General features: G+C 69.2%; 8 protein-coding genes. 7 read left to right on the forward strand and 1 reads right to left on the reverse strand.

All coding sequences use genetic code 11. The annotated features are described in order from the left end of the window. Positions 1-6 precede the first annotated feature (6 nt). The 6 genes from KZX60_RS10680 (at position 7) to KZX60_RS10705 (ending at position 9,273) form a co-directional block, all read left to right on the forward strand. Positions 7-522 carry a hypothetical protein gene (locus KZX60_RS10680; protein ID WP_061867343.1) on the forward strand — a complete coding sequence of 172 codons (516 nt, stop codon included), beginning with the start codon at positions 7-9 and terminating at the stop codon, positions 520-522. Next, positions 519-3,074 (forward strand): ATP-binding protein, encoded by a 2,556-nt coding sequence (locus tag KZX60_RS10685; RefSeq protein WP_248118257.1) that lies wholly within the window; start codon positions 519-521, stop codon positions 3,072-3,074. Before KZX60_RS10680 ends, KZX60_RS10685 begins: the two co-directional genes overlap by 4 nt. Beyond that, the gene (locus tag KZX60_RS10690; RefSeq protein WP_248118259.1) at positions 3,071-5,014 is read left to right on the forward strand and encodes a hypothetical protein; all 1,944 of its coding nucleotides are present in this window, start codon (positions 3,071-3,073) and stop codon (positions 5,012-5,014) included. Before KZX60_RS10685 ends, KZX60_RS10690 begins: the two co-directional genes overlap by 4 nt. Then, complete coding sequence (locus tag KZX60_RS10695) at positions 5,011-6,777, forward strand: peptidoglycan DD-metalloendopeptidase family protein (RefSeq protein WP_248118260.1); 1,767 nt, start codon at positions 5,011-5,013, stop codon at positions 6,775-6,777. Before KZX60_RS10690 ends, KZX60_RS10695 begins: the two co-directional genes overlap by 4 nt. After that, complete coding sequence (locus tag KZX60_RS10700) at positions 6,774-7,559, forward strand: hypothetical protein (protein ID WP_248118262.1); 786 nt, start codon at positions 6,774-6,776, stop codon at positions 7,557-7,559. Before KZX60_RS10695 ends, KZX60_RS10700 begins: the two co-directional genes overlap by 4 nt. Before the next feature lie 539 nt (positions 7,560-8,098). Further along, positions 8,099-9,273 (forward strand): IS3 family transposase gene (locus KZX60_RS10705; RefSeq protein ID WP_248118264.1). Its coding sequence is split into 2 segments (ribosomal slippage): positions 8,099-8,383 and positions 8,386-9,273, totalling 1,173 coding nucleotides; the frame shifts between segments, so codons are not numbered across the junction. A 252-nt stretch (positions 9,274-9,525) separates the two neighbouring features. Here KZX60_RS10705 and KZX60_RS10710 read toward each other — a convergent pair. Further along, complete coding sequence (locus tag KZX60_RS10710; protein WP_248118266.1) at positions 9,526-10,779, reverse strand: IS256-like element ISMlu1 family transposase; 1,254 nt, start codon at positions 10,777-10,779, stop codon at positions 9,526-9,528. A gap of 231 nt (positions 10,780-11,010) precedes the next feature. Here KZX60_RS10710 and erm point away from each other — a divergent pair, with 231 nt between their 5' ends. Further along, positions 11,011-11,829: a 23S ribosomal RNA methyltransferase Erm gene (gene erm, locus KZX60_RS10715; protein ID WP_031943903.1), complete on the forward strand. Its 819-nt coding sequence runs from the start codon at positions 11,011-11,013 to the stop codon at positions 11,827-11,829. Positions 11,830-12,531: the final 702 nt, after the last annotated feature.

The following is a 12,531-nucleotide window of genomic DNA, read 5'->3' on the forward strand; positions in this document are numbered from 1 at the left end:
TAAGCCATGACCGAGACCGGACGGTTCTACAGCAGCATCCGCCGCATCCCCACCACGCTCTACCGGCTGCCCGACGGCACCCGCGTGCCCGGGGGCCCCTACACGCTCGTGCAGGGCGTGGGCGGGGCGATCACGGTGGCGCTGCTGTGGGCCGTCCGGGGGTCCTGGTCCACCGGCTTCGACCTGTTCGATTTCGCCGGCGCCCTGGCCGCTGGCTTGGCGGTCACCTGGCTGCTGCGCTTCGCCCCGGACAACCTCCACGAGCTGGGCCTGGTCATCACCGGAGCCTTCCTGGCCTGGTCCAAGCCCCCGCACGGGCATTACCGCGGCGAGACGTTCGCCCCCAAGAAGGCTCCCGCAGGGATGCCCGAGAAGCCCTCCAGTCCCACCGCTCTCACCCGCGCGCCGGCCACCGACGAACCGCAGGGCGAGCCCGCGCCGACGTACCGGCCGATGGGCACCTCCTCCGTGGCACGCCTCCTCCAGCAGAGCACGACCGAGAACAAGGACACCCAGCGATGAAGAACTCCCTCCTGTACCTGCGCGAGAACCTCATGTGGACCTCCACGGGCACGGTGTGGGCGATGTGGCGCGTGCACGGGCTGCCCTACGGCTTCGGCAAGGGCGAGCACAAGGAGCGGGCCATGCTCGCCCACCAGGCCCTCTTCCAGGGCCTGCGCGGGGAGGCCATGCTCATGGGCCTGTGCGCCGAGCTCGACCCCGCCGCCGTCGTCGAGCGCATGCTCGACGGTGTCGACCTGGAGCAGTGCCCCAACTACCTCGAGGAGGTCGAGCTCTCTTTGGACGAGCTCGAGACGATCCCCGTGGGCGAGCGAGCCTACTGGCTGGCCGTGCCGCTGCCGTCCAAGTCGATCACCGACCGCCTCCAGACCCTGATCCGCTCCGTCGACGGCAAGCTGCGCGAGCAGCTGGCCCTGCCCACCTGGCGACCCACGGAGGCGGAGATCCAGGCTCTGGGGCGCACGGCCGAGCACATCGGCCGGGCCATCCCCGCCGCCTTCAAGGCCGTCCCCTCCTCTCCGGCCGAGGTCGCCTGGATCTACGCCCACTCCCAGAGCCGGGGCCTGGGATCGGATCCCACTGCGCCCGCCGGCGGGGAGGACGTGCAGGCGTTCACCTCCGGGGCGAGCATTCCCGAGCCGCTTGTGGACGAGGGCGGCCAGTCCGACGTCAGCGCCAAGGAACGGCTGAACCCCTTCGGCCGCCGGTACGTGAAGATCGCCTCCGAGACCACGGCAGGACAGGCCTCGTACCAGGTGGTGATGGCCCTGACCGCCGGCCCCCGCGAGGGCTTCACCTTCCCCGACGACGAGTACGTCTCCTACATCGACTCCCTCAGCGTCAACGCGGACTGGATCATGCGCATGAACGTGCTGCCGGCCAAGCGCGCCGCCGCACGGAACAAGCGTGCCGAGGAGAAGCTCAACGAGGAGTACAACCAGCAGGAGGGCGACTCCCACGCGATCACCGGCGGATCCACCCGCCTGGACGCGATCGCCGAGGACCTCAAGGCCTACCACGCCGCACTGAACTCCTCGGAGGCCGAGGTCTCCATCGACGTCGCGGTGATGTTTATCGTCGGCGCCGAGACCCCCGAACAGGCCCAGGGCCAGGCCCAGATGATCCAGGCGGCCTACTCGGCGCGCGACTTCAAGGTGATCACGCCCCTGGGCTACCAGGAGTCGCTGTGGTGGGCGTGCCTGCCGGGCACGCCGGCCTCCTCCGTGGTGAAGAAGCTCGAGCTGCTGGTCACCGGCCGGCACCTGGCCTTCGGCGTGCCCCTGGTGACCGACGCGCTGGGCACCCGCACCGGATTCCGGCTGGGCACGAACATCTCCTCCTCGCGCCGCAGTCCGGTGTTCATGAACATCGGCGGCCTCATGGAGGCCGACATGTCCGGCTCGTTCGCCGTCACCGGCGAGAACGGCTCCGGCAAGTCCACCCTGCTGAAGATCGTGGCCGGCAACGTCTTCGACCGCGGAGGCCAGATCGTGGCCATCGACCGCTCCGACAACACCGAGTGGGCGGCCCTGGGTCGACTGCTCACCGAGCGCGAAGGCTCCCAGCCCACCGTCGTCGAGCTCGGCGACACCCGCTGGTCGATCGACCCCCTGCGCCTGTTCCCGGGCAAGGTCGCCGCGCGCGTGACCCGCTCCCTGGTCTCCGTGCTGCTGGGCTTCGGCTCGAACTCCGCCGAGGGCCGGCTGCTCGGCCAGCTGCTGCACCCCGACTACGCGGAGGAGCATCAGATCACCTCCATGGGGTCCCTGGTAGCCCACCTGCTCTCTGGCCAGGGCTTGGCGGGGGAGGAGCCGGAACAGACCCGCGCGATCGCGTTCGGCCTCCAGAACGTGCAGTCCACCGAGTTCGGGCCCCTGCTCTTCGACGAGTCCCTGCCGACCCTGGACCTGTCCTCGCGCTTCCTCACCTTCTGCACCCGCGGCGTGGAGCTGCCCCGACGCCAGGAGCTGGAGTCCGCCGCGCTGAAGTCGGAGCTGCCGGTGGAGAAGGTCATCGGCCGCGCCCTCTATGCCCTGATCGTGGCCGTCAGCCGCGTCGTGCTCTACGCCGACGACTCTATCGAGTCGCTGATGATCGTCGACGAGGCCCACCACGCCACCGGCTCCCCGGAGACCGAGCTGGAGCTGTCCAACGTGGTCCGCTACGGCCGCAAGCACAAGGCCGCTGTGGCGTTGGGCTCGCATGACGCGTCAACGGACTTCGGATCCCAGCAGCTCCAGGCGCTGATCCCCGTGCGCATCGTCTGCCGTTCCCGCGACTCCAAGATGGCCCAGCGCAACCTCGACTGGATGGCCGACATGGGGCAGGACGAGTGGGTCGAGCTGGTCACCTCCGGGCTCTCCCCCCTGGACGACAACGAGGAGGTGGCCCCCGAGCGCCGCGGTGAGGCGCTGATGCGTGACGCCTACGGAAACGTCGCCAAGATCAAGGTGCTTCCTCCGCTCTCGCCGGCCCGCTTCAAGGCCGTGATGAGCTCCCCGCCCAAGCGCGGAGCCTTCACCGAGACCGCCAAGGAGTTGGTGCACGCATGAGCGCACGCGGATGGATGCGACGAGCTGGCGTCAGCGCTGCCGTGTTGCTGAGCATGCTCTGGGCCGCCCCGGCCGCCTCTGCGGCCCCGGCAGCCCCGGCGCAGTCGGGGGTGATGGGCCTGGAGGAGTGGTCCCAGCAGGTCACCGACTCCTCCGGTGTGCCCATCTCCAAGTACGAGGCACTGCCCCTGGACCACGGCGCCGGCGGCATTGACATCAACCCCGCCCGCGACGCGCTGGTCTCCGTGCTCGACTTCTTCTGGGGCCTGCACTACATGTGCGTGACCACGTGCATGTGGCTGCTGCACACCCTGCTCGGCTTCCAGTGGGTCTCCTGGTTCTCCGGCCCGATGGAGGTCCTCGGCCAGAACTTCGGGCAGCTGGTCGCGCAGATCCACTGGATCCCGCTGGCGGCGATGATCTCCGGCACGACCATCGGCCTGCTGTTCTTCATGCGCAAGCGCGGCGCGGCCTGGGGGGAGATGTTCGTCTCCGTGATGATGGTCGTGGTCGCCACGAACATCGCGCTGAACCCGGTCGCCTACATCACCGGCCCGGACGGCGTCCTCCAGACCTCCCAGCAGACCGCGGCGCAGATCGCCGTGGAGGCCACCGGAGGTAAGGGCGCGATGGACGGCGGCGCGGACGCCTCCTCGGCCCTGGGCCAGTCCGTGATGGCCGACCTGACGGACGCGATGCTGCGCGGGCCCTCCCAGGCCGTCGCCTTCGGCCAGTTGCTCGAGGGCGGCTGCGCCAGCACCTTCACCGAGACGATGAAGGCCGCGGACCCCATGGATGTGGAGTCCAAGTCGGTGATGGACCCGGTCAAGGGGTGCAGTGATTCGGCCAAGAGCTGGTCCGAGTCGACCTCCTTCACCAAGGTCGCCCCCATGCTCATGACCAACCTGGGCTCGGCAGCCTTCGCCGTGCTCGTGGCCACCATGGCGGTAGTGCTGTTCCTGGCCGTGCTTATGGCCCTGTTCTACGGGGTCTACCAGGTGCTGGCCGTGATGATCTCGATCCTGCCGGGCACCTCCCGCAAGGAGTTCTTCGGCGCGTTCGTCGGCGTGATTGCCTGCGGTGTGGTCATCGTGGCCGCGATCGTGCTCGTGGCCGTGTCCCTACGCCTGGTGGCCAGCATGTTGCTGACTACCGCAGCCCTCGGCGTGACCCTCCAGATGCTGTTGCTGGTGCTCATGCTGGTCGCGCTGATCTGGCTGGTGCTGCGCGTGCGTCACGGGATCATGAAGAAGGGCGACCAGACCGCCCGCTGGCTTTCGCGCTTGGGCGCCGGCCAGGAGAAGAAGTCCAGCGTGCCGATGAAGTCGCTGGTGGGCATGGCCGGCACGGCCCTGGGCGGCTACAAGTTCGGCCGCCTCGGTCTGGCCAAGGGCGGCGGCCAGGACGGGCCTGCGCGCTCCCGGCCGACCGGCGGCGGCGGCCCCTCGGGCGGCTCCGATACGCCCAGCGGAGGACCGCGCCGGCCGGATCCCCGCGGCCCCCAGGTCTTCGGCCGTGCCGCGCGCGCCGACGGCGGCAGCGGGCCCGCGCGCCGGCGCCGTCCGGGCGGGCAGCTGCCCCCGGCTCCGCTGGTGCGTGCCGTCGGCGTCGGGGCGGCTGCCATCGGTGGTCCGATGGGTGGGGCGGTCAACGTCGTTGCCCAGGGCGCGGCCTGGTCCATCGAGCGCCAGAACCGCAAGGAGCTCACCGGCCCCGGCAAGCCCCAGCGGGTGCCTCGCCAGTCCCGGATCACGGTGGGCAGCGACGGCAAGGCCACCGTGGCCCCTCGCCGGCCCGAGGTTGTGGAGGGCACCGTCGTGGATTCGAGACAGGGCCCCCAGCAGCCCCCGCGGCGGCCGCGGTCGGACAGCACGGAGGCCACCCAGCGGATGCGCGAGCGCCTCCGGGCCGCCCAGGGCCCGCGGGGGCAGCACGCATGAAGCGCCGCGCCGTCTTCATCGGGGCCGGCGCCGTGGTGGCGGTCGTCGCCTTCGTGGTGGTGCTGATCCTGCTGATCATCCTGATGATCGGTGGCGCCCAGCAGAAGCTGAAGATGCAGCAGTCCTCTCTCTCCTGTGTCGTGGGGGGCCTGACTGCCGCGGACGGGTCCCTGGCCATCCCGCTGATGGGCCGGGTCACCTCCGACTACGGGCCGCGCCCGAACCCCTTCGGGCCCGGGTACATCCCCCCGGGCTACACGAGCGAGGCGCCCTTGCTTTTCCACGGTGGCGTGGACATCGGCGGCATCCCCGAGGGAACCCCCATCAACGCCGTCATGGGCGGCACGGTCATCGGCACCAACATGGAGGGTGAAGAGGGCGGCAACATCCTCAAGATCGACTCGGGCAACGGGATCGAGTGGCGCTATGTCCACATCGCCAACGGCACCACCGTGGTCAAGCCCGGCCAGCAGGTGAAGGCCGGGGACCACCTGGCCGGAGCCGGCGAGACCGGCGTGGCCACGGGCGTTCACCTGCACCTGATGCTCTACGTCAACGGCGAGCGGTCCAACCCGCAGACCTGGCTGGCCGAGCGCGGCCTGATCCTGGAGAAGGGCCAGATGCCCCGGCTGACCTCTCCGGCCGGCGGCGGTGCCGCGGGGGCGGCGTCCTCGAGCTCGGCGGCAGCCTCCTCAAGTTCGGCTCCCTCGGCCAAGCTGGCCAGCGGATCCTCGCCCACGGGCGCCGCCGCCTCGGACAGGCAGCCCCCCAAGGTCAACGGGCCGGTGCGGATCACCTTGCCCGAGGGCAGCGAGTGGACACTCTCCCCGGAGCAGGTGGAGAACGCGGCCCTGATCATCGGGGTGGCGCGCGAGCTCAACATCTCGGACAAGGGGATCCAGGTGGCGCTGATGACCGGGCTCCAGGAGACCATGCTCCAGAACATGGCGAACCCGACCCTGCCGGAGTCCATGAACTTCCCGCACCAGAAGACCGGCACCAACAAGGACTCGGTCAACGTCTTCCAGCAGCGCACCGTGGCCGGCTGGGGAAGCGTGCCGGAGCTGATGAACCCCGAGTACGCCGCACGAGCGTTCTTCGGCGGCCCAACCGGCCCGAACAAGGGCATGCCCCCGGGCCTGCTGGACATCCCCGGTTGGGAGGGCATGGCCCCCGGGTCGGCTGCCCAGGCCGTACAGAACTCGCGCCACCCCGACGAGTACAACAAGTGGGAGAACGCGGCGAACCAGATCCTGGGCCAGGTCACCGGCACCACCCCCATGATGTGCCAGGGCGCCGGCGGGGCTGAGGCCGCGGCCAGCGCCACCTCCAGCACCGCCCCCGAGGGCAACCACGCCCTGGACGAGGACACCAAGCGCCTGGAGATCCCGGCCGACTTCTCGCGCTCGAAGATCGTCTCCCGCGCCGAAGCCGGCATCGGCGGCACCTACACCTACGGTGCCGCGGACTTCCGATCCTGGGATGCCACCGGGCTGGTCTCACGCGTCTACCAGGACAACGGGATCGACATGCCCCGCCAAGCCCCGTGGACCGTGGGCAAGCGCACCGAGACCCCGCAGCCCGGCGACATCGTCGCCCAGAAGTGGGACCCCACCCGCGGGCGGTGGGAGCACGTGGGCATCTACGTCGGCGACGGCATGATGATCTCCGCGATCAACGAGTCCGCCGGCACCCGCAAGCACCCGGTCACCCAGACCGGCACCGACACCGTCTACTTCGACGTGTTCCAGGAGAAGAAGTGAGCCGCACGGACACCACCCGCCACCCCCAGGACCCCCAGCCCCGCACGGGGCGGGCCTGGCCCTTCCTGGTCGGCGCTCTCGCCGCGGCAGGCGCCGGCGCGTGGCTGCTCACCGGCACCCCCGGCGAGCAGGCGCCGGAGGGACCGGCCCCCACGCCCGCGGCGGCCGCGAGCTCGACGGCCGGGGCCTGGCCTCAGCCGTCGGCCAGCACCGCCCCGGCCAGCGCTGCGAGTCAGGAAACGAATCGGGAAACGACCCCCTCCACGGGGCCGTCGAAATCTGGAAACGCCCAGGTCAGCCCGTCAGCTGTCAGTGCGGCGCGCAGCTCCCAGATCGAGGTGGAGAAGGCCGCCCAGGAGCGAGCCGTCCAGGGTCTGGACCCCGACGCCCGCAAGCGTGCCGAGGACGTGGCCAGCCGGTTTGCGCAGGCCATGAACGCGCGCACGTGGCAGACCAGCCGGCAGCAGTGGCGGGAGGCGCTGGCGCCCACGGTGAGCCCTGAGCTGCTGAAGACGCTCGACGTCGATCGGGATTGGGAATCCGACGCCCAGCACCGCTTCGTACATGCCAAGGCCAGCACGTCGGTTCAGGTGCTCGAGTCGCGCGCGCAAACCGTTCAGGGCGAGCGCGTCGACGTCGCGCTCATGGTGGCCACCGAGACCACCGGCGAGGACCCCTGGGTCACCGCGCCGCGGACCGAGCGCCCCATGACCGTCGTCGTGGACACCACCCAGAACCGGGTTGTTGCACAGATCGACATGACCCCGCACGGCGGCCTCTGAGACGCCCCCCGGCCGGGCCCTACGACACGTAGACCAGCGGCTGCGACATCTTCACGCGAGCTCCCCAGCGGGAAGCCGTGCCATACGAGCACCAGCGACCGGCGAGCATCCAAGGAGCACCGAAGGTAGACGGGAGCCAGAGCGCAGCCGTGCGCGGGCGAGCAGACCGGGAGCAGGCAGCCAGGGGCCCGGCGGAAACCAAGCCGCACGAGGGCCAGGGGGAGGGGAGTCTGCCGCCACTGCCCGGCCACGGATCCACGGGAACCTCGAGGTAGGCCCGCCAGGTCCAGGCCAGCGAGCCGCCCCTGATCCACGCCCCAGAGACCCCCTCTGGGCCTGGATCAGGGGCGGCTCCGTTCGGGGGATGAGCAGCAGTGGCGAGGCGATGTGCATGGGCCACACGGGGGCGGGAGGTTGTCGAGATGCCGCGAAGATTTCACACGACACGCGGTGAACACTTCCGACATCCGAGGGACTGACGCACGTGTAGGTGACATACGATCTGTGGTGTTACCACACCGCAGGGAAGGATGTGCACCATGCCCGCCCCCTACCCCCAAGAGTTCCGCGACGACGTCGTCCGCGTCGCCCAGAACCGTGAGCCCGGCACCCACTTGAAGCAGATCGCGAAGGACTTCGGGATCAGCTTCTCCTGTCTGACGAACTGGATGCGCCAGGCCGAGATCGAAGCCGGCAACAAGCCCGGCACCACCGCCACGGAGGCCGAAGAACTCCGCGCAGCCCGCCGCAGGATCCGGCTGCTCGAGCAGGAGAACGAAGTCCTACGCCGCGCCGCGGCCTACCTCTCCCAGGCGAACCTGCCGAAAAAATGATGTACCCGCTCGTGTCCGAGCTCGCCGCCGACCAGATCCCGGTCGCGGTGTCCTTGCGGGTCCTCAAGCTCGCCCGCCAGCCCTACTACCGCTGGCGGGACCACCCCGTGAGTCCCTCCCACATCGAGCAGGCCTACCGGGCCAACGCGCTACACGACGCGCACCTCAACGATCCGGAGTTCGGGTACCGGCTGCTGCGGGACGAGGCCGAGGCGGCCGGGGAACCCATGGCCACCCGGACTGCCTGGCGGCTCTGCCATGAGAACCAGTGGCACTCCGCATTCGGGGCCAAGCACGGCAAGAACGGACGCCGCCCAGGCCCGCCCGTGCACGATGACCGCGTCCGCCGGGACTTCTCTGCCGAGGAGCCCAACCGGCTGTGGTTGACCGACATCACGGAGCACCCCACCGGTGAGGGCAAGCTCTACCTCTGCGCGATCAAGGATCTCTACGCCGGCAGGATCGTGGGGTACTCCATGGCCGGCCGTATGCAGGCCTCGTTGGCCGTGAACGCGCTCGAGCAGGCCGTGGCCCGCCGCGGAGGCACCGACGTGGTCGCCGGGTGCATCGTGCACTCGGACCGCGGCTCGCAGTTCCGCTCGGCCCTATTCCAGGACGCCCTCACCACCCACGGGCTGATCGGGTCCATGGGCCAGGTCGGTGCTGCCGGGGACAACGCGGCCATGGAATCCTTCTTCGCGTTGCTGCAGAAGAACGTGCTGGACCGACGCGACTGGGACACCCGGGACGAGCTGCGGGCCGGGATCATCACCTGGATCGAGCGGGCCTACCACCGCCGCCGCCGGCAGGTGCGCCTGGGCCGATTGACGCCGGTCGAGTACGAGTTGATCATGGACCACACGCCCGCAGACGCGGCGTGAAGACGACTGTCACCTATGGGTGCATCAGTCCCCTCGTCGGGCACGGACAGACTGTGAGCTGGTTCTGGCCGGTGGTGATACGGATCTGCGCGTCTTTGACGCATGGACGGGCTATTGGGTCGCCGAGTGGCGATGGGGTCGCCTACGCTGGTTGGCATGTTGGTTTACGGCACTGCTTCGCTGCGTCTGCGCAGCCGCTAACGGGTCAAGTCCCGAGTAGTGGTGTAACGCTCTGATCCTCCATTGGTGCTGTTAGGCGCTGAGTTCGAGGGTGGTTTCCGGTTCGGCGTTCACCTCGTTCCCGGTGTCGTCCACGGTGGTGAGGCGGCAGCGGGCCAACACCTCGAGGCCGAGGTAGCGGCGGCCCTCGGCCCACTCATCGGTCTGCTCAGCCAGCACCGCCCCGACCAGGCGCACGATCGCTGCCCGGTTCGGGAAGATGCCCACGGCGTCGGTGCGACGCCGGATCTCGCGGTTGAGCCGTTCGGCCGGGTTGTTCGACCAGATCTGGGTCCACACGTCCTTGGGGAACGTGGTGAACGCCAGGATGTCCGCCCGGGCACCATCGAGGTGCTCAGCCACGGTGGGCAGCTTTTCGCTGACGTAGTCCAGCAGCCGGTCGAACTGGGCGTCCACGCTGGCGGCGTCGGGCTGGTCATACACCGAGTGCAGCATGGCCTTCACGGCCGGCCACATGTTCTTCGGGGTGATGCCCATCAGGTTCGCCGCGTAGTGGGTCCGGCACCGCTGCCAGGTCGCTCCGGGCAGGTTCGCGGCGATGGCGTCCTTGAGCCCGGTGTGGGCGTCGGAAGTGACCAGGCGGACTCCGGTCAGGCCCCGGGCCACCAGGTCGGCGAAGAACTCGTTCCACGCCGACCCCGTCTCCGAGGTGGCCACCCGCAGGCCGAGGACCTCGCGGTGGCCGTCACCATTGACCCCGGTGGCCAGCAGCACCACGGCGTTGACCACCCGGCCGCCCTCGCGGACCTTCATGCTCAGCGCGTCGGCGGCCACGAACGTGAACGGCCCAGCCTCCCCGAGCGGGCGATGACGGAAGGACTCGACCTGCTCGTCCAGCTCGGTGGCCATCCGCGAGACCTGGGACTTCGACAGCGCGTTGATCCCGAGGGTCTTGACCAGTTTGTCCATCCGCCGGGTCGAGACCCCGGCCAGGTAGCAGTCGGCGACCACCGTGATCAGCGCGGATTCGGCCCTTTTGCGGCGCTCGAGCAGCCACTCCGGGAAGTACGTGCCCGACCTGAGTTTGGGGATCGCCACGTCCAGGGTCCCGACCCGGGTGTCCAGGTCCCGGTGCCGGTACCCGTTGCGCTGGGTAGCTCGGCCCGGGGTGGGTTTACCCCATTCGGCGCCGACCACCGCGTCGGCGTCAGCGGAGAGCAGGGAGTTGATCACGGTCTGCAGCAACGAACGCATCAAATCCGGGGATGCTTCGGACAGGGCTTCGCCGAGCAGGCCGGCAGGGTCGAGAATATGAGGAGCGGTCATCGTGATGACTCCGTTCGAGGATTCTGTGGAAGGTTGACTCGAAGGATCACACGGTGGCCGCGTCCACATCCGGAACGACGTGCCCAGTCACCGTGCGCTACACCACTCTATGGGGCACTACTCGCTAACGGCGGCGAGCACACTCCCACGCGTTGTTGCTCCCGCCCCCGGTGATCACGGCCGGGCGGCTCTTTCAGCGTGCCCGGCTCCGCAACAACCACGGAGCAAACAGTGCCTACCTATCAAGGTGGCCGTCATGAGCACGGCCAGAACTTCCTGACTGACCCATCCACCGTCACCACGATCACCCGGCTCGTGTCCGCCACCGAGGGCCCGATCATCGAGATCGGCCCCGGTGACGGAGCACTCACCTCGCCGTTGGCCCAGCTCGGGCGACCGGTCACAGCCGTCGAGATCGACACCCGGCTCGCCCGACGCTTGGCCCAACGGCTCCCGTCGCACGTGGAGGTCGTCGCCGATGACTTCTTGACCTACCGGCTTCCCACGTCTGCGCATGTGCTCGTCGGCAACCTGCCGTTTCACCAGACCACGGCAATGCTGCGACGCATCCTGCACGCCCCGGCATGGACCGATGCCATTGTGCTCGTGCAATGGGAAGTTGCGCGGCGCAGAGCGGGCGTTGGCGGTGCCACGATGATGACCGCGCAATGGGCGCCCTGGTTCACCTTCACGTTGCACAGTCGTGTTCCCGCTCGCGCGTTCACCCCGCGTCCGGGAGTCGACGGCGGAATCCTCACCATTCACCGTCGCGAACATCCGCTGCTGTCGCCGGCAGGGCGACGCCAGTTCCATGCCCTGGTCCACCGCGTCTACACCGGTCCCGGACGTGGGCTGGCCCAGATCCTCGCGCGCAACACCTCGCTCGGCTCGCCACAGGCGGCACAGGCGTGGCTGACACGCCAGGGCGTGAACGCTGCCGGACTGCCGAAGGACCTGCCCGTCGAGGCATGGGTGGACTTGTTCAAGACCACGGGCTCCTCGCCACCGTCCCGCCGCACGCAGTCGTCCTCAGGAAGGCGGCGGCGATGAGCATCGACCCCTCGTGGCGAGTCTGCCCGGACGAGACCACCCCCAGCCATGCGTGCCCGACTGAGACAGCCGTACACCATGCAGCACGGCTCCTCGCTCAAGACCCCGGACGGGATTGGCGACTTCGTGACCTTGCCGACCTCGTGCACCTGTCTACGTCACAATTGGGCAGGGCCTTCAGCCAACGTTTCGGGATGCCTCCCATCCAGTACCTGGCTCACCTTCGCGCCCACATACTGGCCGAGCTCCTGATAGAGACTGATCTTCCGATCGGTGTCGCCATGACACAGGTCGGGTGGCGCAGCCGCGGCCACGCCGCACGACAGTTCACCGCCATCGTCGGGGTCAGCCCATCCGCGTATCGACGTACCGCGACCCAACGAGCAAGCCTGAAATGCCCGTGCTGTGGACAGCGAAGCGAGTTGCCCCGATGACGGCCACAGAGCACTCTGGCCTCGGCCCTACCAGGACAGAGATCCGTGACACGGTCATTCGGATGCGAGCTGATCTCGCTCACCGGTGGACCTTGGCCGAACTCGCACAGGATGCCCATCTGTCGCCGTCGCGGCTCGGGGGGCGCTTGACCCCTGATCTTGGACACGCTGATTCCAGCACGATGATGGGGAAGCGAGAATCCAAGGGATGGCTAGGAAGAACTACACGGACGGGTTCCGGCAGCGGGCGGTGGACTTGTACGAGTCG

Origin of the sequence: Micrococcus sp. EYE_212, assembly GCF_023147585.1 — a bacterium.
Classification (GTDB): Bacteria; Actinomycetota; Actinomycetes; order Actinomycetales; family Micrococcaceae; genus Micrococcus.

Excerpts from the sequence above, each read along its gene's own strand:
- KZX60_RS10690 (WP_248118259.1), top strand. The coding sequence starts at position 3,071 with ATGAGCGCACGCGGATGGATGCGACGAGCTGGCGTCAGCGCTGCCGTG.
- KZX60_RS10685 (WP_248118257.1), top strand. The coding sequence starts at position 519 with ATGAAGAACTCCCTCCTGTACCTGCGCGAGAACCTCATGTGGACCTCC.
- KZX60_RS10680 (WP_061867343.1), top strand. The coding sequence starts at position 7 with ATGACCGAGACCGGACGGTTCTACAGCAGCATCCGCCGCATCCCCACC.
- KZX60_RS10710 (WP_248118266.1), bottom strand. The coding sequence starts at position 10,779 with ATGACCGCTCCTCATATTCTCGACCCTGCCGGCCTGCTCGGCGAAGCC.
- KZX60_RS10695 (WP_248118260.1), top strand. The coding sequence starts at position 5,011 with ATGAAGCGCCGCGCCGTCTTCATCGGGGCCGGCGCCGTGGTGGCGGTC.